Origin of the sequence: Halioglobus sp. Uisw_031 (assembly GCF_047729875.1) — a bacterium.
Classification (GTDB): domain Bacteria; phylum Pseudomonadota; class Gammaproteobacteria; order Pseudomonadales; family Halieaceae; genus Marimicrobium.
Map to the genome: position 1 here is coordinate 1,906,776 of NZ_CP159826.1, position 20,201 is coordinate 1,926,976.

Annotated in this window: 24 protein-coding genes, 3 tRNA genes and 2 pseudogenes; 7 read left to right on the plus strand and 22 right to left on the minus strand. The window is 52.4% G+C overall.

Translation table 11 applies throughout. The features are described from left to right. Positions 1-396: 396 nt before the first annotated feature. Positions 397-741: pseudogene (locus tag ABXT62_RS08660) on the minus strand (FKBP-type peptidyl-prolyl cis-trans isomerase); the annotation flags it as partial. 103 nt (positions 742-844) lie between these two features. Between ABXT62_RS08660 and ABXT62_RS08665 the strand changes: the two are divergent. After that, positions 845-1,048: a hypothetical protein gene (locus ABXT62_RS08665; RefSeq protein ID WP_415354842.1), complete on the plus strand. Its 204-nt coding sequence runs from the start codon at positions 845-847 to the stop codon at positions 1,046-1,048. 23 nt (positions 1,049-1,071) lie between these two features. Here the strand turns inward: ABXT62_RS08665 and ABXT62_RS08670 are convergent, their stop codons facing one another. The 5 genes from ABXT62_RS08670 to ABXT62_RS08690 all read right to left on the minus strand — a co-directional run bounded on the left by ABXT62_RS08670 (position 1,072) and on the right by ABXT62_RS08690 (position 5,571). Then, the gene (locus ABXT62_RS08670) at positions 1,072-1,641 is read right to left on the minus strand and encodes a nucleotidyltransferase family protein (RefSeq protein ID WP_415354844.1); all 570 of its coding nucleotides are present in this window, start codon (positions 1,639-1,641) and stop codon (positions 1,072-1,074) included. Continuing rightward, entirely contained in the window at positions 1,638-2,609 is a 972-nt protein-coding gene (locus ABXT62_RS08675) for an XdhC family protein (protein ID WP_415354845.1), read from the minus strand. Before ABXT62_RS08675 ends, ABXT62_RS08670 begins: the two co-directional genes overlap by 4 nt. A 9-nt stretch (positions 2,610-2,618) precedes the next feature. Beyond that, entirely contained in the window at positions 2,619-4,796 is a 2,178-nt protein-coding gene (locus tag ABXT62_RS08680) for a molybdopterin cofactor-binding domain-containing protein (protein WP_415354846.1), read from the minus strand. Beyond that, positions 4,793-5,287 (minus strand): (2Fe-2S)-binding protein, encoded by a 495-nt coding sequence (locus ABXT62_RS08685; protein WP_415354847.1) that lies wholly within the window; start codon positions 5,285-5,287, stop codon positions 4,793-4,795. The genes ABXT62_RS08680 and ABXT62_RS08685 overlap by 4 nt, the downstream gene beginning before the upstream one ends. Before the next feature lie 98 nt (positions 5,288-5,385). Next, on the minus strand, positions 5,386-5,571 hold the full coding sequence (locus ABXT62_RS08690) for a hypothetical protein (RefSeq protein ID WP_415354848.1): 186 nt from the start codon (positions 5,569-5,571) through the stop codon (positions 5,386-5,388). A gap of 135 nt (positions 5,572-5,706) precedes the next feature. Between ABXT62_RS08690 and ABXT62_RS08695 the strand changes: the two genes are divergently transcribed. Beyond that, positions 5,707-6,171: a hypothetical protein gene (locus ABXT62_RS08695; RefSeq protein WP_415354849.1), complete on the plus strand. Its 465-nt coding sequence runs from the start codon at positions 5,707-5,709 to the stop codon at positions 6,169-6,171. Between the two features lie 94 nt (positions 6,172-6,265). Further along, complete coding sequence (locus ABXT62_RS08700) at positions 6,266-6,613, plus strand: hypothetical protein (RefSeq protein ID WP_415354850.1); 348 nt, start codon at positions 6,266-6,268, stop codon at positions 6,611-6,613. 331 nt (positions 6,614-6,944) lie between these two features. Here ABXT62_RS08700 and ABXT62_RS08705 read toward each other — a convergent pair. The 4 genes from ABXT62_RS08705 to ABXT62_RS08720 form a co-directional block, all read right to left on the minus strand. After that, a tRNA-Ser gene (locus ABXT62_RS08705) sits at positions 6,945-7,032 on the minus strand. A 75-nt stretch (positions 7,033-7,107) separates the two neighbouring features. Further along, the gene (gene queF, locus ABXT62_RS08710; RefSeq protein WP_415354852.1) at positions 7,108-7,929 is read right to left on the minus strand and encodes an NADPH-dependent 7-cyano-7-deazaguanine reductase QueF; all 822 of its coding nucleotides are present in this window, start codon (positions 7,927-7,929) and stop codon (positions 7,108-7,110) included. Positions 7,930-7,936: 7 nt separating this feature from the next. After that, positions 7,937-8,710 carry an ABC transporter permease gene (locus ABXT62_RS08715; protein ID WP_415354853.1) on the minus strand — a complete coding sequence of 258 codons (774 nt, stop codon included), beginning with the start codon at positions 8,708-8,710 and terminating at the stop codon, positions 7,937-7,939. Further along, positions 8,707-9,624, minus strand: coding sequence for an ABC transporter ATP-binding protein (locus ABXT62_RS08720; protein ID WP_415354854.1), 918 nt, complete (start codon positions 9,622-9,624; stop codon positions 8,707-8,709). The genes ABXT62_RS08715 and ABXT62_RS08720 overlap by 4 nt, the downstream gene beginning before the upstream one ends. Positions 9,625-9,698: 74 nt before the next feature. On the opposite strand from ABXT62_RS08720, the gene ABXT62_RS08725 reads away from it, so the two are divergent. The 3 genes from ABXT62_RS08725 (at position 9,699) to ABXT62_RS08735 (ending at position 10,336) form a co-directional block, all read left to right on the plus strand. Continuing rightward, positions 9,699-10,028, plus strand: coding sequence for a PA2817 family protein (locus ABXT62_RS08725; protein WP_415354855.1), 330 nt, complete (start codon positions 9,699-9,701; stop codon positions 10,026-10,028). Between the two features lie 139 nt (positions 10,029-10,167). After that, positions 10,168-10,243: transfer RNA gene (locus ABXT62_RS08730), tRNA-Glu, on the plus strand. 17 nt (positions 10,244-10,260) lie between these two features. Beyond that, positions 10,261-10,336, plus strand: a tRNA-Gly gene (locus ABXT62_RS08735). A 16-nt stretch (positions 10,337-10,352) separates the two neighbouring features. Here the strand turns inward: ABXT62_RS08735 and msrB are convergent. The 8 genes and pseudogenes from msrB to prmB all read right to left on the minus strand — a co-directional run. After that, a pseudogene (gene msrB / locus ABXT62_RS08740) lies at positions 10,353-10,727 on the minus strand (peptide-methionine (R)-S-oxide reductase MsrB); the annotation flags it as partial. 88 nt (positions 10,728-10,815) lie between these two features. Further along, positions 10,816-12,078: a 4-phosphoerythronate dehydrogenase gene (locus ABXT62_RS08745; RefSeq protein ID WP_415354856.1), complete on the minus strand. Its 1,263-nt coding sequence runs from the start codon at positions 12,076-12,078 to the stop codon at positions 10,816-10,818. Beyond that, on the minus strand, positions 12,071-12,658 hold the full coding sequence (locus tag ABXT62_RS08750; protein ID WP_415354857.1) for an elongation factor P hydroxylase: 588 nt from the start codon (positions 12,656-12,658) through the stop codon (positions 12,071-12,073). Before ABXT62_RS08750 ends, ABXT62_RS08745 begins: the two co-directional genes overlap by 8 nt. Continuing rightward, on the minus strand, positions 12,658-12,900 hold the full coding sequence (tusA, locus tag ABXT62_RS08755; protein WP_415354858.1) for a sulfurtransferase TusA: 243 nt from the start codon (positions 12,898-12,900) through the stop codon (positions 12,658-12,660). The genes ABXT62_RS08750 and tusA overlap by 1 nt, the downstream gene beginning before the upstream one ends. Before the next feature lie 12 nt (positions 12,901-12,912). Then, complete coding sequence (locus ABXT62_RS08760) at positions 12,913-13,155, minus strand: YheU family protein (RefSeq protein ID WP_415354859.1); 243 nt, start codon at positions 13,153-13,155, stop codon at positions 12,913-12,915. Between the two features lie 103 nt (positions 13,156-13,258). Next, a complete protein-coding gene (locus ABXT62_RS08765; protein WP_415354860.1) occupies positions 13,259-13,486 on the minus strand; it encodes a hypothetical protein in 228 nt (75 codons plus the stop codon). A gap of 15 nt (positions 13,487-13,501) precedes the next feature. Further along, complete coding sequence (aroC, locus tag ABXT62_RS08770) at positions 13,502-14,617, minus strand: chorismate synthase (protein WP_415354861.1); 1,116 nt, start codon at positions 14,615-14,617, stop codon at positions 13,502-13,504. Between the two features lie 55 nt (positions 14,618-14,672). Beyond that, a complete protein-coding gene (prmB, locus tag ABXT62_RS08775) occupies positions 14,673-15,590 on the minus strand; it encodes a 50S ribosomal protein L3 N(5)-glutamine methyltransferase (protein ID WP_415354862.1) in 918 nt (305 codons plus the stop codon). 131 nt (positions 15,591-15,721) lie between these two features. Between prmB and folE the strand changes: the two genes are divergently transcribed. Beyond that, on the plus strand, positions 15,722-16,264 hold the full coding sequence (gene folE, locus ABXT62_RS08780) for a GTP cyclohydrolase I FolE (RefSeq protein ID WP_415354863.1): 543 nt from the start codon (positions 15,722-15,724) through the stop codon (positions 16,262-16,264). Positions 16,265-16,295: 31 nt separating this feature from the next. Here folE and ABXT62_RS08785 read toward each other — a convergent pair whose 3' ends face one another. From ABXT62_RS08785 to htpG, 4 genes are read right to left on the minus strand one after another with little or no spacing between them, the layout of a single operon-like run. Then, positions 16,296-16,850 (minus strand): DUF4892 domain-containing protein, encoded by a 555-nt coding sequence (locus tag ABXT62_RS08785; RefSeq protein ID WP_415354865.1) that lies wholly within the window; start codon positions 16,848-16,850, stop codon positions 16,296-16,298. Next, positions 16,850-17,740: an alpha/beta fold hydrolase gene (locus tag ABXT62_RS08790; protein WP_415354866.1), complete on the minus strand. Its 891-nt coding sequence runs from the start codon at positions 17,738-17,740 to the stop codon at positions 16,850-16,852. The genes ABXT62_RS08785 and ABXT62_RS08790 overlap by 1 nt, the downstream gene beginning before the upstream one ends. Continuing rightward, positions 17,740-18,231, minus strand: coding sequence for a SixA phosphatase family protein (locus ABXT62_RS08795; RefSeq protein WP_415354867.1), 492 nt, complete (start codon positions 18,229-18,231; stop codon positions 17,740-17,742). The genes ABXT62_RS08790 and ABXT62_RS08795 overlap by 1 nt, the downstream gene beginning before the upstream one ends. A 37-nt stretch (positions 18,232-18,268) precedes the next feature. Then, positions 18,269-20,194 carry a molecular chaperone HtpG gene (gene htpG, locus ABXT62_RS08800; protein WP_415354868.1) on the minus strand — a complete coding sequence of 642 codons (1,926 nt, stop codon included), beginning with the start codon at positions 20,192-20,194 and terminating at the stop codon, positions 18,269-18,271. Positions 20,195-20,201 lie beyond the last annotated feature (7 nt).

Consider the following 20,201-nt stretch of genomic DNA (forward strand, 5'->3'; position numbering starts at 1 on the left):
GCATTTTCACCTTACTTAAATAATCAAGCGGTCGTATCAAGTCATTCGGATGTAGTCAGCAGGCGAAAGAAGCTGGTGCAATCCTGATTGGTAGCAATTTTGACGACGACTTTGAGTCTGGTGAGCTGGGAGCGCTGCCCCCGATGTTAAGTTGAGTTCCTAACACGGGCTTGTATGACCTGGGGTATGGACTGCCCCACACTTGCTATCTAGAGAGCCTCTCGATTCTCCGGTAAGAATAGCCAGTTACACTGGTTGTATTCTTTTCCGGCAACAGTGCGAGGAAATGCTTTTTCCCATCAATCGCTTTGAAAAGACCTCAGCCGCCATCAACAGCTCCTTGAAAGACCGCTTGCCTGTCACTCAGCCTGTCTGACAAGGTGGTCCACATTATCTCTAGCGAACAGCAATCAACTCGACTTCAAATATCAGTGTTGTATTGCCCGGAATCGGTCCCGAGCCATTGGCTCCGTAGCCAAGCTCTGGAGTTACAGTAAGCCGCCACTTGTCACCTTCCTTCATCATCTGCAAGGCTTCCGTCCAGCCAGCGATAACACCGTTCACAGGTAAATCAATGGGCTGGCCTCGCTCGACAGAGCTATCGAAAACTCGGCCATCTTCAAATGTCCCATGGTAGTGCGCGCTCACGGTATCGGTTGGTCCAGGCGTTGCCCCGCTCCCGCTCTCCAGAATTTCATACTTCAAACCTGAAGCCGTAGTAATAACATCGCTCATATAGTTACCTCCAAATTAAAAAAACAAACCATAGCATATACTATATCGAAAAATGCATGTAGGTTTGGGTGATGGCGCTGGTTTTCAATCCTCATGGGAGTGAAAGTTTATGCTGATACTGAGAAAATTGTTAATCGTTATCAGTCCTGCCCTGCCTGTTGGTGTCAATGCCAGCTCAATCGACTACACGCTTAGCTATGTAAGCGGGGAGCAATTGGAAGGACCTTTCACAGGTGGACGCCAGGTGTCGGCCAACGGGACACCGTATCAAACGATCCCAGCACGAGGCTGCAACGGCGACGGTAGCGGCTGAAGAAGTGTGCCGGAGCGCCAGAACTAGCAGGGTAAGCTATCAACGTCCAGCACGATACCGTGATCTTCCACGGGTATTTCCCTAACCAGACCTAGCGAACTTTGCAGTAACGCGTTTGCGCCTCTGTCTCCGCGCAGTTGAGCAAGTTTTGCAAACATCTGACGCGGAAACAGCACCGGGTGACCGCGCTGACCCGCTATTTGCGGCGCAACGATTTTTTCAACATCGAAATTTTTCATTAATAGTCGACTGGTATCGGACCGGATCCACGGCATATCTGCAAGGAAGATCATAGCACCGTCCCAAGGGGGCGGCTGCTGAAAAAAGGCAGCGAGACTGTGACCGATGCCCAGCTCCGAATGACTAACGAAGTAACATGCTAGCGCGGGATTTTTAGCATGTCGGCCCAGCAGTTCGTCTACTTTTGTCTGATCCTGAACCCGCAGAACAACAGATACAGGCAAATTAAGCGCCACTACATGAGCAAGGGTTTGTTGCAACAGAGGGCCATTGCCGTCATCGTAACGACGCTTGTCGCTACCAAATCGAATGCTGCTGCCGGCCGCCATAACGACTGAACCAATAGTGTTCATGCGACGGTGCTGGTTTTTTTACGGCAAGCGATCAGTTCTGCCAATATAGAGATCGCAATCTCAGCGGGTGTTTTACTGCCGATATCAAGCCCGATGGGCGCGTGCAATCTGAGCAGCTCTTTCGGCGATACTCCTAATGCGGCAAGTCGCTCCTTGCGTTTTTGAGTGGTCGCCTGCGACCCCATTGCGCCGATATAAAAAGCATCGGTATTAAATGCAACCATCAAACCCATATCGTCAATACGCGGGTCGTGCGTTACGGCAACAATGGCGGAATGCGCGTCGGCCGCATGGCTAAGAATTGCGTCATCTGGCATAGTCGTCAGCAGCCTCACATTGCTTATATCCCATGCTGTATGCTGATCTGCGCGCGGATCACACACTGTGACACGATACCCGACAGCCAGTGCAAATTGAGCAAGATGACGACTGACTTCGTTGATACCAATAATCAGCAGATGGATGACAGGGCCGTAAGTCTGCGTAAGGCGGAGGGGATCTCCTTTCTCTAATGAGAGCGAAATATCGGAGTGCCCGGCGTCAATAGTCAGGCTGTTTTCGCCCTGCGGCCACATTCGTTCGCGGCGGATATTTTCTCCGCGCTCAAGCGCCGCAACAATGTCCTGAAAAACTTCCAGGTCATCATGCTGAAGAGGCTCTAGCAAAATGCCGAGTTTTCCACCGCAAGGTAGTTGCAGGCGCACGCTCTCTGCATCCTCTCCGCCATAAACAATATAGTGTGCACTGGCGGTGTCGATTTCACCTGTCTCAAGGCGTTGCAGAAGTTCCTCCTCTACGCAACCTCCGGATAGAGAACCCACGGTGTCTCCATCAGCATATGCCAACAAGCTACCGGGGATGCGCGGGGCAGAACCCCAGGTGTGGATAACGGTACACAGCCACACACTGCGGCCTTCTTTCAGCCAATCGTTTGTTTGCCGGAGCACTTTAAGGTCGAGCGATTGCACCGAGGGCGCCTACCCAAGCACCAGTGGTAATTCGCGGAGGCGCTTTGAAGTCGCTGCAAACAGTGCATTGGCCAAAGCAGGCGCCACTGCCGGAAGCCCGATCTCGCCAATACCCGTTGGGTCTTCATCGCTTTGAACGATGTAGGTTTCGATTACGGGTGATTCATTCATACGCAGTACCGGTGCATCGTGGAAATTAGATTGCTGCACTGCTCCACCTGAGATGGTGATGGGCGGTTTGATCGCTGCCCCAAGACCATAGATTACTGCGCTTTCGACTTGCGCTGCAACAATGTCTGGATTTAGAACAAAACCACAATCTACGGCATTTACGACACGCTCTACTGTGTATTCATTGCCAACAACGGAAACTTCCACCACCGCAGCACAAAAAGAATCAAACGGCTCTACAACCGCAATTCCCTGAAAATGACCTTTGCGTGGACTGCCCCAGCCGGATTTTTCTGCGGCAAGTTTCAAAACAGCTTGATAGCGTGGGGCATTTTCCAAGTGAGCCAGTCTGAATTTGAGAGGGTCTTGATCTGCCGCATGCGCCAACTCGTCCACGAACGACTCCGCCACAAAACAGTTATGTGAAAAACCAACGGAACGCCAAAAGCCGATCGGCACGCCTGAATCTTGCAGAATTTGTTCGACGGCGAAGTTTGGAATATCGTAGGCAACCTTTGCGCCTTCGGCAGTAGTTGGATCGGCCCCCGCAAACAGTTCGCCACTTTTACGGCCGATAGCCCGCGCCATTTCAGTTGGAACCCACTCCGGCAAAATTGTACTGGCAAGACTGACTCCCAGTCCTTTCACAATACTGGGTGAGACCAGCCGATGCTGCCAACTGTCTATCTTTCCGTTTTCGGCTAGTGTAGCGGTCATTCCATGCATTGTTGCTGGCCGGTAAAAATCATGCTGCATATCGTCTTCGCGCGACCATACTAACTTGACCGCAGTACCAGGAATCTGCTGAGCAATAGCGACGACCTCACCGATGAAGTCTACATAGCCTCGCCGACCAAAACCGCCGCCTAATGTTAGCGCATGCACCACAATGTTACTGCGCGTGATTCCAGTATAGTGAGCGGCGACGGCCTGAGACATATCGGGCGCCTGACTCGGCGCCCATATTTCGCAGTTATCGCCATTCACTATTGCCGTTGCATTTTGTGGTTCCATTGGGCTGTGATGCGTATAAGGTGCGCTATAAGTACTCTCCAGACGTTCGCCCCGCGTTTCTTGCACCGCAACATCACCCCGCTCCATAGCAATATGTCCGCTTTCGTTTTTAAGCGCCGTTTTCTGCAGCGCTGCGATGGCCTCAGAATCGAGATTGGCGAGGGGGCCATCTACCCACGTTATGTCGACTAGTTGCGCTGCTTTTCGCGCACGCCAATACGTATCTGCCACGACTGCGACGCCGCTGTGAATAGCAAAAATGGCCTCAACTCCGTTCGCCTTCAGCGCTGTATCCGCATTAAAGCTTCCAAGTGTCGCCCCGAATTGACGAGGGCGAATAACCACTGCAGTTTTCATGCCCGGCAGTTGAACGTCCATTCCATAGCGGGCCTCACCGGTGCTTTTAGCGACGCGATCGAGACGTGGCGTGCTCTTGCCGAGCCACCGGTATGCAGATTTTTCTTTAAGTTCAAACGCTGTGTGCTGAAAATCTTTGGCTTCTTCTGCTAACGCACCGTAGCCTAATTTTTCACCATTGCTGTTATTCAAGACCATCCCGGGCTCAGTACTGCAAGACTCTATCCCAACACCCCAACGTCCAGCGGCTGCCGCGATGAGCATTGCCCGCGCTGCAGCGCCAGCCTCGCGCAAAGGATTCCAACTCACAGCAATACTCGTACTGCCACCGGTAAGTTGCGAACCACCTACCGCTGCGAAGTCTTTGTGCACGCCAGCATACTCAATAATGATTTTATTAGGCTCGTAGTCTAGTTCCTCGGCAAGCAGAGTCGTCAGAGAGGTCTGTATACCTTGTCCCATCTCTGATTTAGGCAATTGAAATATCACCTCACCAGAAGGAGTGATCTGCAGGAAAGCATTGGGCTGAAAGCTACCCTCGCGCGTATTGGGATAAGGCGCGTCCCCGCGCAGGCTCAGCCCTAGCCAGAGGCCCCCGCCTACAGTGGCAGTGCCTATTATAAAACTCCGTCGGGAGACGCTCATACGTCATCTCCAACGGCTTCATTACTCGTGTGGGAGGCGCTATAGTACTCAGCCTGTGCCGCCGATTGTATGGCTGCTTTTATCCGCGGATAGGTGCCACAGCGGCAAATATTGCCGGCCATGCCCTGCTCTATCTCTGTCTCACTGGGGTTTGGGTTGTCATCAAGTAATGCCACTGCGCTCATGATTTGTCCTGACTGGCAATAGCCGCATTGCGGCACGCTGTGATCAATCCACGACTGCTGCACCGGATGCTCGCCACCCAATCCCTCAATAGTCGTTATGCGTCGATCAGCAACGGCGCTAATCGGCAGCACACAGCTGCGAGTTGCGGTCCCGTCCAAGTGCACCGTACATGCGCCACAGAGGCCCGCGCCACAGCCAAATTTCGTACCCAACAATTGCAAATGGTCGCGCAAAATCCAAAGCAGTGGAGTGTCTGGCTCTACGTCTACGGCATAAGCACTATCGTTTACCGTGAATTCAAACATGGGGTGGGCTATCCGCTTGTGTTGTTAGCTAAGTTTTAATACCGCAAATACGCGGGTGATGTCTAGTTTATACGACATGGCTAGTCTATTCGAATTCTTTATTGATGCACAGTAGGGACGCCACTGAAGCCCACAGTGGCATGAACTCCGGTGGGCTCCCGCCTGGAGTCGACATCGATATCGAGGTTTGCGGTCATTGCGCTGGATCGGTAAAGGTCATTGCCTGTATTGAGGACCAGAACGTCATCGATAGAATCCTGACTCATCTTCGCGAGAGAGAACAAGGCCGCCCTACCCTATCGTACTTGGTGCCACCCTCCCGAGTACCCCCTGGGCCATTAGCTCTTTTCGCACGACGTGAATCCACAGCCCCAAATCAGCAAGGACGCTACTGAAAAACGTGTGGCACGGAGGGTTGCATGCTACCGTTCAGCAGTGGACGGATATGCATTGTGCGATCACCGGGCAGAGCGACTTCTTCGCTGCAGCGCCTCTTGCCCAATGAGGGAACGCTGTGGTTGCTCCACAACCGACGCCAGGTCGGGCTTTTGTTTGCCTGGTCGCAGCTTCTGCACCTCTTGGCACTGGTCGCGCTCGGGCAATGGTATCCGGAGCCCTTTTTAGTCCACTTGAGCGCCGTAACCTTGACAGGTGGCGGTTTGGCATACTTCTTCACATTTGCGATGGCCGCCACCTCAAATGATAGAGCGGTGAGATGGCTGGGGCCTGCCCGCTGGCGGCGATTCCACCAGGTTGGCAGTTGGTGGATCTGGATCATTTTTGCCCAGACGATCACTCTGGCAGCTTGGTTTGTGTGGCTGCCGCTTATTAGCGCCGCGTTACTGCGTATGCAGTCAGCTTCCTATGCATGGCAACATCGCTGAAACGCTTCGCTACCTTTCACAGGCCAAACGCTGGCCAACACCACATAAAAGCGGCGATCGAATAATATACTGACGATCCCTGAGGAGGTGTCAGGTGAGAGTCAGCGCGGCGGCTGATCTACCCCATTCGATCATGCGTAATACTACTATGTCTGCTATTAACCATGTTGTTGAAGAATTGGCGCCCGCCTTAAAAGAGTTGACGGCCTATCTAGCTGTTTCATCGCAGTCAGAGGCATTTGATTTCTTCAGCCATATTCAGCAACGTCTTGACCAGGTGACTAAGGAGGAAGAGTTACTGGAGGTATTCATCATGATGTCCATGATGGCCTTCCAAGGCTTTAGGTTGGACCCGATGGCAAGCATGCTGGCAGATCAAATACTGGCCCATGCGGAACAGGTGTCTCACACATTTTCAGCTGATAGCAGCAGCGTCAACTGATACTGGAGCACCTCCGGTTTTTAACCAAAAGTTGTTCTAGGTGCCGCGCGGGCTGCGAGGCGCACAGACTATATCGTGCGACTATGCACCACGGCCTCCGGCAGGCCCAGTCAGGGTGATATCAATTCATACAGGCGCTTAAGATACGCCTGCATAGCAACTATCGCTATTAACACGCTTGCCATGCGCCTATTACAACTCATCACCTACAAAGTGCTAGTGGAACGAGAGATTCTTCGCTGAAATCTGTTGGAGTATCAATTTTATTTCGGGAGTCGGTTCGGGGGTAGATTATTAAATCTGTCGTAACTGATTGACCTATATTGCGTCATGGCGGTGAGGGAGGGATTCGAACCCTCGATACGTTACCGTATACACGCTTTCCAGGCGTGCGCCTTCGACCACTCGGCCACCTCACCATGAGGGCGCGCAGCATACCACAATACAGGGGGCTTGCCAGTCTCCTACAGGGCTAAATCCACCTGTTGACCAAGTTACTGTCGGTTGAGTCGAGGGAGTGGCTGGGCATTGCCATCCGTGCTGCGAAACGGACTGATATCGAGCCCGCCACGGCGAGTATAGAACGCTTGGATATGCAAAAAATCGACATCACAGCGCATAGAAATATCGGTAAACATGCGCTCTAGACACTGCTCATGAAATTCCTGATGCTCACGGTAGGCAACAATATACTGTAGCAATGAGCCGTGCATGATGGCTGACCCGCGATAGTGCAACCACACGGTGGCCCAATCTGGCTGACCCGTAACGGGGCACAATGAACGCAGCAAGTGACTGTAAAGCACCTCCTCCACTACATTGCCAGGCTGCACCTCCAGTTGCATCGCATCCGGCTCACCGCGCCGCGGCTCAATAATGCATTCATCGAGACACTCACCTTCCAGTGTCGCTCCCGCCAGCGCCGGGTCATCGGCTGCATACAGTCTTAAAGTGACATCTGCACCTGCCACGGCACTGATGTCTGTGGTGATAGTCACACGAGCGTCTTCATCACAACTAAATTGGCTGTTGTTGAGTGAGTTCAGATACAACTTAAAGGATTTGGATTCAACGATATTGGGTGAAGTGGCCGGCACACTGAAGCGCCCTACTCTCACCACAGGCTTGCCGCTCTTATCGAGCCACGACAATTCATATGCGTGCCAGAGGTCGACTCCCTGAAATGGCAGTGCCTCGCTCAAGCCCAAGTTTTGGCGCGCTAAATGCCGCGGTATAGGATAGAGTATCTGCGGAGCGTATTTCTGAAGAACCGGCGTATGACGCCCCAATAACAGTTCTTGATCTTCTCCTGACACCACCGACCTACTGCCTCAAGCGCTTGCCAGAATTGAGCAAATGCATGCTGTACCCAAACGCCAGTGTGGTAAATATAATAATCATGCCAAAGGCTATCGGAAGACTAACATCAGATACACCAAGCACGCCGTAGCGAAATGCGTTGACGACATACACAAGAGGGTTGAGCTTGGAGACGTTGGCCCAAAACTCTGGCAACAGATCCATTGAGTAGAATACGCCACCGAGGTAGATCAATGGCGTCAGCACGAACGTTGGAATAATGGAAATGTCATCGAAGCTGTTGGCATAAACAGCGTTAATAAAACCAGCGAGGGCAAATAACGTAGAGGTCATTAACACAACCACCACTACAATAAAATAACTGTGTATTGTGAGGTCCGTAAAGAACAACGAGACCAGCGTTACCACTACGGCCACTAACAAACCACGCGACACGCCTCCCACCACATAGCCCATCAAAATGACGACATTGGACACCGGGGAGACCAGTAACTCCTCAACACTGCCACTAAATTTGGCGCCAAAAAAAGACGACACCACGTTGGAATAAGAGTTGGTGACGATAGCCATCATAATGAGGCCCGGAACCACAAACTCCATATAGGTAAAACCGCCCATTTCACCAATGCGAGAACCAATGAGCGTTCCAAAGATTACAAAGTAAAGAGACATAGTGATCGCCGATGGCAGCAGTGTTTGCGTCCATATGCGCAGATAGCGTTTTATCTCTTTCCTGACGATGGTCATAAACGCTACATACTGTTCTTGCAGATTCATGCGGCACCCTCGACAAGATTCACAAACATTTCCTCCAGACGATTCGCACGATTACGCATGCTACTGATATGAATGCCCGCGACATCCAGAGCGTTAAATACCTGATTAAGATGCTGCCCTTTTTGCACCTCCACTTCCAGCGTATGGTCGTCTACACGACGTATCAAAAACCCGTCAATGGTAATGACCTCCGGCAGTTCCTCCAAGCAGTCGAGTATAAATACCTCGCGATCTAATTGCCGCAGAAGCTCTTTCATAGACGTATTCTCTACGATCTTCCCATGATTGATAATCGCGATATGCCGGCATAACGCCTCTGCCTCTTCGAGGTAGTGCGTGGTGAGAATAATCGTGGTCCCTTGTGCATTAATTCGCCGGAGGAAATCCCACATAGAACGGCGCATCTCAATGTCGACGCCAGCACTGGGCTCATCTAGGATCAACAATTGCGGCTCATGGACCAGAGAACGGGCAATCATTAAACGGCGCTTCATTCCGCCTGACAACATCCGCGCTGGTATGTCTCGCTGCTCCCACAACCCGAGCTCGCGCAGGTACTTTTCTGCCCTTTCTCTGGCCAGTCCCGGCGCCAGACCATAATAACCGGCCTGATTAATGACAATGTCCAAGCCCTTTTCAAACTGGTTAAAATTAAATTCTTGCGGAACAATACCAATATGTCGCTTAGCCGCAGGGAAATCCTCATCGATATCAATCCCGAATACTGAAATCTTGCCAGCGGACTTGGCAACCAGTGAACAAATAATACCAATAGTTGTCGATTTTCCGGCGCCATTAGGGCCTAGTAAGGCAAAAAAATCGCCTTGCTCTACCCTGAGACTAATGCCTTTGAGCGCTTCAAAATCGTTATCATAAACCTTGCTAAGGTTTTCTATCTCAAGTGCTGGTATCATCCGATTTCAGGCTGCTGCGTGGCTTAATAAGCGCGTAATTGTACTCGCATTCCTTCTCACACACGATACCGTTTATGAATGACGAACAATACCTTGAACACTGTCGCTCGCTACTAGGCGAGTTCGCTGAAACGCTGGTGACTCGGACCAAGCAGCTGCCACAGGAGCACCCGCTGCGCGAGCTTGCAGCCGGATTTCAGGCTCTTGGGGACTACCCTAGCGACTTTTATGACCAGGGGCCGGACCTGATTGCGCGCCTGTTCGATACCTATCCCGAGTTTACCCCGACCTTTCCGCGGCAATTGCTGTGGTTTTTCGGCGCCAATTGCCTTCATTACATGGCCGATGAGGAACTCGCCGAATTCCAGCAGCTAGAGGATATGCGTGCAGCGACTCCGCCTTAGGAAAATGCCTTCAATACGCTTGAATTAACCGATAAGCGGCTGCAGTTGCGGCAAACAATTCGGCTAAAATCGGGCCTGCAGGACTTGACGCAACCTCCCTCTCTTCCTACAATGCGCGCCTCTTGATGGAGACCGTTGCGTCCCCTTCGTCTAGTGGCCTAGGACACTGCCCTTTCACGGCGGTAACAGGGGTTCGAACCCCCTAGGGGACGCCATTCATCAAGCGCCATCAGCGGGAATAGCTCAGTTGGTAGAGCGCAACCTTGCCAAGGTTGAGGTCGCCGGTTCGAACCCGGTTTCCCGCTCCAATTCTAGCCCCCCCCCTTCCTTCAGCTTGATCGACACGCTGTTAATACAATAGCGCAGGCCAGTCGGCGCAGGGCCATCTTCGAACACATGGCCTAAATGTGCGCCGCAGGCCTTACACATGACCTCTGTGCGCATCATCCCGAGGCTGCGATCCTGCACCTCGTCAATCACTGTGGCATCAGCAGCCTGAAAGAAGCTGGGCCAGCCGCACCCGGCATCAAATTTACTGTCGGATAAAAACAGTTTTTCCCCACAACATCGACACTGATAAACACCCTCTTTGGTGCAGTTCCAATACTCTCCCGTAAAAGGTCGCTCTGTGCCTTTCTCGCGACAGACGTGAAACTCCTCGGGTGTCAATTTTTCTCGCCATTGTTCTTCGTCGTGCATGGTTCGCTTCTCGGTTGCTTACGTTATTGATATAGCGTACACCAGCGCGGCTCAACAGACTATGACCGGCAAACACAAAAAGACATGCTCATTCGGAATCGCTAGTGCTGACAGCTATGCAACCCAAAGCACGCACGGTCTCAATGTCCGCGGGTGTCGGCAATGAATGCGCTACGACTGACCCCGCCAGCTCACGACGCCCACGGTAGGATTTACGCAGCTGGTCGAATTGCGCTGCGCGTTTGCCAACCACTTGCTCGCCTAAAATAGCTTGGCGTAAAAGCACGTCATCTATCGAAATATCGTATCTGGACTGCAGGAGATAACGGATCTGCCCAGCCCTAGACAAACCTTCCGGCAACAATAGCGCGGGGGCAAATCCTGCGGGGCTATCGAGCGCTGGCGCGTGGTGATGCTGCCACTCTTTCACTGCGTCGCTGAGCATGCGCGTAGCCAACAATTTCCCATCGAGGCTGTAGCCGGCGATATGCGCGCTGCCCAGTGTGACGCGCTCAAGCAATGCAGCATTGATAGCCGGCTCACCCTCCCACACATCAAGCACCGTAGAAAATCTTCGCCCACTGCTTAACTGTGTCAGTAGGGCCGTATTGTCGATGACAGGGCCGCGACTGGCGTTGATAAGGACACTGTCAGGACGCAAGCGCTCCAATTCAGCACTGCGGAGTAGGTGATGACTTGGCCAGGGTTCATCTGCCGTCAGCTCCGGATGCAGAGTCACGACATCACAGTCCAGAACTTGCTCTAGAGTGGCGGTTTGGCTGATCATATTCTGTTGCAGCCACGGATCAAAAACGCGATAGCCAATACCCAATGCATCACAGCGCGCGGCGACCGCCTTGCCGACATGCCCATACCCAACAATACCGACGACGCCGCCTGCCAGTAATTTCTCCAAGGTGTCACCAATGCTAGCGACCGCTGCCAACACATACTCAACCACGGAATTGGCATTAGACCCGGGGGCGTAAGCGAAGCGAATGCCACGCTGGCGAAGATACTCTTGATCAATGTGATCTAAACCACTGGTAGCTGTGCCTACGAATTTGACACCTGTACCAGACAGCAGTGCCGCATCTACACGCGTTACTGATCTTACTAACAGAATATCGATATGCTGCAACTGTGCGCGGCCAATAGCCCGTCCGCCTAGTCTTTGAACGTGCGTATCAGCAGTAAAAAAATGTTCTACCGCAGGAATATTCTCATCAGCAAGTATATGCAGCGTCACAGTGCGGTAGGCTCTTGTGTCGAATACTGGAACCTCGCGATAGACCACAGGCCAACCGCAGTAGCGCTGCTCCGCCAGATGACGTTTACACCGTTCATACAAGATCTACCAGAGAAAAATGCAGTTGCCGAGGCGAACTCATGGTGGAAAATTCGCAGCATAAACTGTCAAAGAACAGCTCTGCCCTTTCCGGCAAGCCCTCTCTCTGCCAACACAAGGCCTGCTCTAGGACGCAAGATTGAAACACTGTAGTGTCTGGTATTGCATCCTGGGACCGACCGAGATTATCGGCACTGACCCGAAAGCGATACCCACAAGCCTGCGAAAAAAACCACTCCAGAGCTTGGGGCCTGCGCTCGGCAGATTGAAACGCTTGTTGCTCCTCGCCACTGCGCCCATCAGGGGCATACCAGTAGCCGAAATCTAATTGCTGCCGACGCCCAGTACCGGCGATGCACCAATGCGCGACTTCATGCAATGCGCTGGCAAAATAGTCACCGCGATAATATAGCGCATGATAGTCGCCTGGCGCCTGAGCGGGTTGATAGAGTGGTTCTTCAGCCCCGCCAAAAAGGCGCGTGCGGAATGTATCGCAAAAGCAATCATCAAACACACGCTCAAGTCGCTTACAGCAAAAGGGGTCTGACACGCTAGGGAGGGACATATGTTCAGGTGCGCTCATCAATCTGATGCCAGCTTGCGTATGATATAAATATATTGACCATCAACCGCGATATGCTCTAGCAATTCATGCCCAAGAAATACGCAAAAGCGGGGGATATCGCGCTCGGTGGAAGGGTCTGTTGCCTGTATCTGGAGCGTTTCGCCTACGGCTATATCTCGTATCCGGTTGTGCAACAGCATTACCGGCTCGGGACAAAGCAGGCCGGAGGCGTCCAGAATGTAATCAGGTGTTATCGACATGCCTGAATAATATCAGCTGTTGAGCAGCAGTTCAGCCTGTGCCTGTGGCACTAGGTCCCACTGCTCGCTGTCGGCATCGTAGAGGATTTGCAGATCACCAGCGCCAAGCTGGCGTCGTAATCGATCGACTTTGTCCTGAGTGGTGAGTTCTCGCTCGCCGTAATCCGTCCCGTCGCGAGTGGCATAATCCTCTAGCAACGCCTGAAGGACTTCCATTTTTAGGCGCTGAAAAGGCACCAATACAAATTGTGCCATGTTTTTCTAGCCCTCATTTGGGTCGCGGCCGATGCGCATTAACAGGCGCCACTGCCACGACAGCGTGTTAAAAAGTGCTCTTGAGTACATTCCCACACGACAGTTAGTCCGAATCGTTCCGTTGCAGCAATTTGCGCACGCCAATCAACACGGCCACCAAAAACGCAGCAAGTGCAATGATTCCGCCGGCTACCCCAAGTGTACCCAAGAATAGCTCCGTCATCTCCTCGAGTGAGATCCCGAACTGATCGACGGCTGCCCATACTAGAACACCCAAGGCTGCAAGACCCAATCCGGTGGAGCGATAAAAACGTCGACTGGCCCTGCTCACATACCTACTCCAACGTTAGTGCCCAGTGTCACCGGGAACTGATGCCGGCAGCACCGGCGTAGCAGACTTCACGTCCATATTCTGCGCCCGATGACGCAGCACATGATCCATTAATACGATGGCCAGCATGGCCTCGGCGATAGGTGTAGCCCGAATTCCAACACAGGGATCATGCCTACCATGTGTTGCGACCTGTATTGCTTTGCCGCTGGTATCAATACTGTCTCCCGGCTGGCGAATGCTGGATGTCGGCTTCAGAGCCAGGCTGACCACAATATCCTGACCACTGCTAATGCCTCCTAAGACGCCTCCGGCGTTATTGCCGACAAACCCCTCCGGCGTCAACAAATCCCGATGCTCGCTGCCGTATTGTTCTACAGCGGCAAAGCCTGCGCCAATCTCCACACCTTTAACCGCATTAATACTCATCATTGCGCCAGCGACATCCGCGTCAAGCCGATCGAAAATTGGCTCACCCAATCCCGGCATGACGCCACTGGCAACGACATTGATACGTGCACCGATAGAGTCGCCACGTTTGATAAGCGCAGCCATGAAGGTTTCCATCTCTGACAATTTGTCCGCGTCTGGACAAAAGAAAGGATTGGACTCCACCACATCCCAATCCAGGCGCTGGGCTATAATTGGGCCCAACTGTGACAGGTATCCTCGAACCTGTATGCCGTAACGCGACAACAGATACTTCTTGGCGATTGCTCCGGCAGCCACTCGCATTGCGGTCTCGCGCGCGGAAGAACGCCCCCCGCCGCGGTAATCGCGAAAGCCGTATTTTTGATTGTACGTATAGTCTGCGTGAGCAGGGCGAAACGTATCCTTGATGGCAGAATAGTCCTTCGAACGCTGGTCGGTGTTATCAATCATCAACCCAATAGCCGTTCCCGTCGTAACACCCTCAAATACGCCGGACAAAATACGCACTTCATCGGCCTCACGCCGCTGGGTCGTAAACCGCGAGGTGCCAGGCTTACGCCGATCCAGATCGTGTTGCATATCGGCAGATTCCAAAGCAAGACCCGGTGGGCAGCCGTCAATGATGCAGCCCAAAGCTGGGCCATGGCTTTCGCCAAAGCTGGTCACCGTGAATAATTTGCCAATTGAATTACCCGACATAGTGTTCTCTTACTTACCCTTACTGAAGTTTTAAGGCCTACTATTATAGGCCTAATTATCCAACAATTGCGCTGTAATCTTGCAACTCCTGTGCAGTGAGGGCAAACACGCCATCCCCACCGCGCTCAAACTCTACCCACGTAAACGGCACCTTGGGGTAAGCCTCCTCAAGCGCTGGCCCGCTGTTACCTACCTCTACGATGAGTAGCCCGCTAGCCGCCAGAAACGGATGAACGCAGGACAGTATACGACGCGTCAAATCCAAACCATCAGAACCCGAACCCAGCGCATCTTTCGGTTCATGATGAAATTCCGCAGGCATCGCCGCAAGATCAGCCGCATCAACATACGGCGGGTTACTCAGAACAAGGTCATATCGGGCATCCACTAAAGACTCGAATAGATCAGACTGGATGACAGTCACTCTGTCCTGCAGGCCCAGATGTTCTGCATTTTCGCGTGCCAACTCCAGCGCGCCGCTGTCGACATCTAGCAGGTCAACCCGCGCATCGGGAAATTGATAAGCGGCGGCCAATCCGATGCAACCACCGCCACAGCACAGATCAAGAATGCGCTTTGGGGCTGGGCCGTTATACCACGGTCTGAAATCATTGAGGATGAGCTCAGCAATCGGAGAGCGGGGAATAATAGCGCGCCGGTCACAGAAAAACTCCAACCCAGCAAACCAGGCCCGACCCAACAGGTAGGGCAAAGGCTCGTGTTCCGTAATGCGCCGATGCAGCAATTCACGTAGTCGAGCCACTGCCTCGATACCGACAGGCTGGGGCAAGACGTTCTCGCCAGAGTCCAGGGGCAGTTCTACAACAGACAGCACCATAAGGACAGCCTCGTCCCAGGCATTGTCTGTACCGTGCCCAAAAAACACATCACTGCTTTCCAACGCTTCACTGCAGAACTGCAGCAATTGACCAACAGTTTGCGGTTGATTGGGAAAATACTTAGGGTTAGTCATGGCCTCAGTGTAACCGATTCTGAGGGAGAACTTATAGCCAGAACGACAGCCAGATCTGTTTGCCTTGCCGTCATCGGGTTGGTAATATGCCCGCTCAAATTTAGAGTCAAATTCAATACGGAGACATTCCTTTGGAAGACCATTGGGCAAAGATTATTGAGGCTGTGGGCGAAGACCTTAGCCGACCCGGCTTACGGGATACACCCAAGCGCGCAGCCAAGGCGTTCGAATTCCTGACACAAGGCTACGGACAGTCAGTGGAAGATGTGGTTAATGATGCCCTCTTCCCGTCTGATTCCGATGAGATGATTCTAGTCCAGAACATAGAGCTTTACTCGCTGTGTGAACACCACCTGCTGCCCTTCATTGGGAAATGCCATGTCGCCTATATACCCACCGGAAAAGTACTAGGACTGTCCAAGGTAGCTCGCATCGTTGATGTTTTTGCCCGACGGCTTCAGATACAGGAATCGCTGACAGCGCAAATCGCCGAAACGGTTATGGCTGTGACTAACGCAGAAGGAGTGGGCGTAATAGTTGAAGCCCAGCATATGTGCATGATGATGCGTGGCGTAGCAAAACAGAACTCATCAATGAAGACATCAGCAATGCTCGGCTCGTTTCGCAGCGATCAAAAAACTCGCGAAGAGTTTCTTTCTCTGCTGCGAATGTAACAATCGCTTTCAGCATTATTGTGCTAGGACGCTAATCATCTATTCGTATTAAATCAACGCGCAAGTATTGCCGGTCTGCAGTGCGAGCGGCGCTGTAGCCAACGAGACGGTAGGCTCTTTCTGCCTGAAAGGCGTACACCCGATACTGCTGTAAATCTTCTCTGCCATACAGCAGTCGCTCGCCAAATACGCGATTGGCCCACTGTACCCCCTTACCACAAGCGCGACCCTTACATTCGAATAACGCAATAGCCCCTTCTTCTTTCGCCAGAGAGCCCAACAACTCATCCATCACTGCAGCCGAGGTAAAGCCGTCTACAATTTGCCAAGTATAGCTGAGCAGTGTTCCAGTAAGCCGCTCGCTATCTTTGAAACGCCATTCTCCGCGCATTTTTTGTATGGCGCCAAGGCCTACCTCATGGTCTACAACCTGTTGCTCTGAAAATGCAACCTGTTTCGCGTGAGGATACTCGCTCAGCTGTTCCAACAGCATCTCTAACGTTGGCTCAGCAGCGTTTGCCACACTCCCTGCAAATGACATGAGAGTGACTATTACGCTGATCAAAATGTGGCTAAATTTACTCACTATAGTGCGGACTCCGTTTTGTTCGTCTCTGACAAAAAATGCTCCATATGCTGCGCTACCTCGCCGACGCCAGACTCCATATGAAAATGGTGCCCGCCTTTGATCGTGTATACGACAAGATTGTCGATGCTCCGTTGCACAGACTCAATATATTTTGAGGCTTGATGCGCAGTATCTCCAGCTCGCATCAACAACGTTGGCATATCCAATGCTCCCAATACTGCCCTAATCTGAGCCTCAGTCAACTTAACGGCTGAAGCGCCTTGCAGCCTTGGGTCCGTGGTCCAGGTCATTCCTCCCGAGCAGGCATGTAAATTGCGCTCCACTAATTGTTTAGCGGCGCTCTCAGACAAGCCGTTACGCGTGCGGGAAGCGACTGCCTCCTCTAAACAGGCAAAAACTCTGTTAGCACGATTGTGCAAACGCGGCTTATCCTCTAGCGCCTTGCGCATTTGAAGAGGAAAGGCACCCTCCGCAACCGGTTGCGGGGTCACTGCGTCGAGCAATACGAGATGGCGCACTCGTTCAGGATAAGCGCTGGCGAGCAGCGTAGCGATAATAGCGCCGCGAGAATGCCCCACAAGGTCGAATGTGTTCCAGCCCAATGCTTTGAGTATGCCGAGAATTTCGGGGAGATCATCCCATATCTGGTAGCTGGCGTCTGCCGAACGGCGCGCGCTCTGGCCATGACCGGTAAGATCCACAGCGACCACGTAAAAATCCGTCAGCAGCGGTGCCAATTGAGAAAAGCTGGCGGCATTATCCAGCCACCCGTGAAGCGCGAGCAGGGGCCTGCCACTTGGGTCGCCCCACGACAGGCCCGCCAGCTTAAGCCCATTTACATGCCATTCCAGTGGGACTGCAGAACGAAAAACGGAACTATCAGACACTAAATAGTCTCCTTGTAAGTCGGCGGGAACGCCCAGAATACCCGGTTTCCACAGCCTGGAGCGACCATGTCCAGTGACATCGTCACCAGACCGCCCGCAGTGAGAAACGGCACACTCCCCACCCCGCCGAGGTAGTGATCCAAGACCGCCGACACCAGCGGTTGGTGTGACACTACCACTATGTGCTCTTGTGTTCCGTGAGCGCAGATAGCCGCATCCACAGCGACCACTTCACTGCCCGGATGCAAGGCCTGCTCAGCAGCGACTGTACACGGTGAAAAGGCAGCGGCAATAATCTCCGCTGTCTGTACCGTTCGCACCCAGGGGCTGTGCAGTATTCTTTGCGGCTGCGGGATGCCTCTGACGCTGCAAGCCGCGTGAAACTGACTACAGCCAAAACTGACATCATCGCGACCGCCACTGGTAAGCTGCCGCAGGCGGTCGTTTATACCGTCCTCAGCTTCACCATGCCGCCATATAGTCAATATCATCGTGCTGTGAATCTCGAGTCTAAACTGCGGCGGATGTTCAGGCCTGCCTCATCTCCACCAACAGCTTGTTCATCCTGGAGACATAGTCTGCCGGATCGTCTAGCTGCCCACCCTCCACCAGAGTGGCCTGGTCGAATATGATGTTGGCTAGGCTCTCGAAACGGTCTTCGTCAGGTTCTTGATCAAGCATTTCCGCCAGTGGATGTGCAGGATTAATTTCCAGTATCGGTTTTGCCTCAGGCATTTCCTGACCCGCAGCTTCCATAATGCGACGCATCTGGGAACCCATATCAAAATCCCCTACTACAAGACAGGCTGCTGAATCGGTAAGACGAGCCGTCGCCCGGACCTCACTGACCCTGTTTTCCAAGGCTTTAGAGACACGTTCTACCAATGCCTCTGATTCTTTGGTAAGTGTTTCCTGAGCTTGCTTCTCCTCCTCCGAGTCTCCCGCGAGCTCTAGCGCACCGCGCGCGACATCCTGGAATTGCTTGCCATCAAACTCGCGCAAGTGATTCATCAGCCAGTCATCAACACGGTCTGACAGCAGCAACACTTCGATGCCCTTTTTCCGAAACACTTCCAGATGAGGACTTTTCTTAGCCGTATTGAAATTCTCTGCAACGACATAATAGATTTTTTCCTGTTTTTCCTGCATGCGCGCCACATAGTCTTCCAGAGCTTGATCCTGCTCTTCTAGATCTGTGTGAGTTGTGCTGAACCGCAACAGTTTGGCGATCTTCACCTGATTGGTCGTGTCCTCCGCTGGCCCCTCTTTCAACACGGTGCCAAAATGCTTCCAAAATGTGGCGTAATCATTCCCTTTTTTCGCCTTCGCCATTTTGCCCAGCATATCCAAGACACGCTTAGTCAGCGCATTGCGCATACTCTCGACAGCAGGATCCTGTTGCAGAATTTCACGCGACACATTCAGGGATAAATCGTTGGAGTCTACGACGCCTTTGATAAAGCGAAGATACAGCGGTAAAAACTGTTCAGCATCATCCATAATAAACGTGCGTTGAACATACAGCTTAAGTCCGCGCGACATTTCGCGATTCCACAGATCAAACGGGGCTTTTGCGGGGATGTAAAGCAGGCTAGTGTATTCAAGCTTGCCCTCAACCTTGTTGTGACTCCAAGTCAGAGGGTCTTCATAGTCGTGAGAGACGTGTTTGTAAAACGCTTTGTACTCGTCACTCTTTACCTCTGTGCGCCCGCGCATCCAGAGCGCACTCGCCTCATTGACTGCCTCGAACTCAATAGCGGCATCCGCATCGCTTACAGCGTCGTCGTCTTCAGCGGATGGTGCAGGTGGCTTTAACATCATCACCGGCACTGATATATGATCTGAGTATTTCTTGATCACGCTGCGCACGCGAAAATCGTCAGCGAATTCTTTGCAGTCCTTTTTCAGCGACAGAGTGATGCTGGTGCCGCGCGTTTCCCTGGTCTTCGACTCGATAGAAAATTCTGCCTCGCCACAGGATTCCCACAACACTCCGGCGTCAGCTGACTCGCCAGCTTTACGGGTATGTACCTGAACACGGTCGGCAACGATAAAACCGGAATAAAAACCGACGCCGAACTGACCAATTAACTGAGAATCTTTGCGTTCATCGCCGGTGAGGCTTTCTAGAAACGAAGCAGTACCCGACTTGGCAATGGTCCCTAGGTTTTCAATCACCTCGTCCCGATTCATACCAATGCCATTATCGCTGATGGTAATGGTATTGGCCTTTTTATCGAGATCTATCTGTATTGCATAGTCTCCCTGCCCTTCCAGCAAGGCATCATCGGCGAGTGCGGCAAAACGCAGCTTGTCGATGGCATCACTGGCGTTGGATATTAACTCACGCATGAAGATCTCCTTGTTGCTATACAAGGAGTGGATCATAAGGTGAAGCAATTGCTTTGCTTCGGTCTGGAAGCCAAGCGTCTCTTTTTTCACATCAGCAGTCATGGTAACC

Excerpts from the sequence above, each read along its gene's own strand:
- ABXT62_RS08695 (WP_415354849.1), top strand. The coding sequence starts at position 5,707 with ATGCTACCGTTCAGCAGTGGACGGATATGCATTGTGCGATCACCGGGC.
- ABXT62_RS08680 (WP_415354846.1), bottom strand. The coding sequence starts at position 4,796 with ATGAGCGTCTCCCGACGGAGTTTTATAATAGGCACTGCCACTGTAGGC.
- ABXT62_RS08725 (WP_415354855.1), top strand. The coding sequence starts at position 9,699 with ATGAATGACGAACAATACCTTGAACACTGTCGCTCGCTACTAGGCGAG.
- ABXT62_RS08750 (WP_415354857.1), bottom strand. The coding sequence starts at position 12,658 with ATGAGCGCACCTGAACATATGTCCCTCCCTAGCGTGTCAGACCCCTTT.
- tusA (WP_415354858.1), bottom strand. The coding sequence starts at position 12,900 with ATGTCGATAACACCTGATTACATTCTGGACGCCTCCGGCCTGCTTTGT.
- ABXT62_RS08670 (WP_415354844.1), bottom strand. The coding sequence starts at position 1,641 with ATGAACACTATTGGTTCAGTCGTTATGGCGGCCGGCAGCAGCATTCGA.
- ABXT62_RS08685 (WP_415354847.1), bottom strand. The coding sequence starts at position 5,287 with ATGTTTGAATTCACGGTAAACGATAGTGCTTATGCCGTAGACGTAGAG.
- ABXT62_RS08665 (WP_415354842.1), top strand. The coding sequence starts at position 845 with ATGCTGATACTGAGAAAATTGTTAATCGTTATCAGTCCTGCCCTGCCT.
- ABXT62_RS08715 (WP_415354853.1), bottom strand. The coding sequence starts at position 8,710 with ATGAATCTGCAAGAACAGTATGTAGCGTTTATGACCATCGTCAGGAAA.
- htpG (WP_415354868.1), bottom strand. The coding sequence starts at position 20,194 with ATGACTGCTGATGTGAAAAAAGAGACGCTTGGCTTCCAGACCGAAGCA.
- aroC (WP_415354861.1), bottom strand. The coding sequence starts at position 14,617 with ATGTCGGGTAATTCAATTGGCAAATTATTCACGGTGACCAGCTTTGGC.
- prmB (WP_415354862.1), bottom strand. The coding sequence starts at position 15,590 with ATGACTAACCCTAAGTATTTTCCCAATCAACCGCAAACTGTTGGTCAA.
- ABXT62_RS08795 (WP_415354867.1), bottom strand. The coding sequence starts at position 18,231 with ATGATATTGACTATATGGCGGCATGGTGAAGCTGAGGACGGTATAAAC.
- ABXT62_RS08760 (WP_415354859.1), bottom strand. The coding sequence starts at position 13,155 with ATGGCACAATTTGTATTGGTGCCTTTTCAGCGCCTAAAAATGGAAGTC.
- ABXT62_RS08720 (WP_415354854.1), bottom strand. The coding sequence starts at position 9,624 with ATGATACCAGCACTTGAGATAGAAAACCTTAGCAAGGTTTATGATAAC.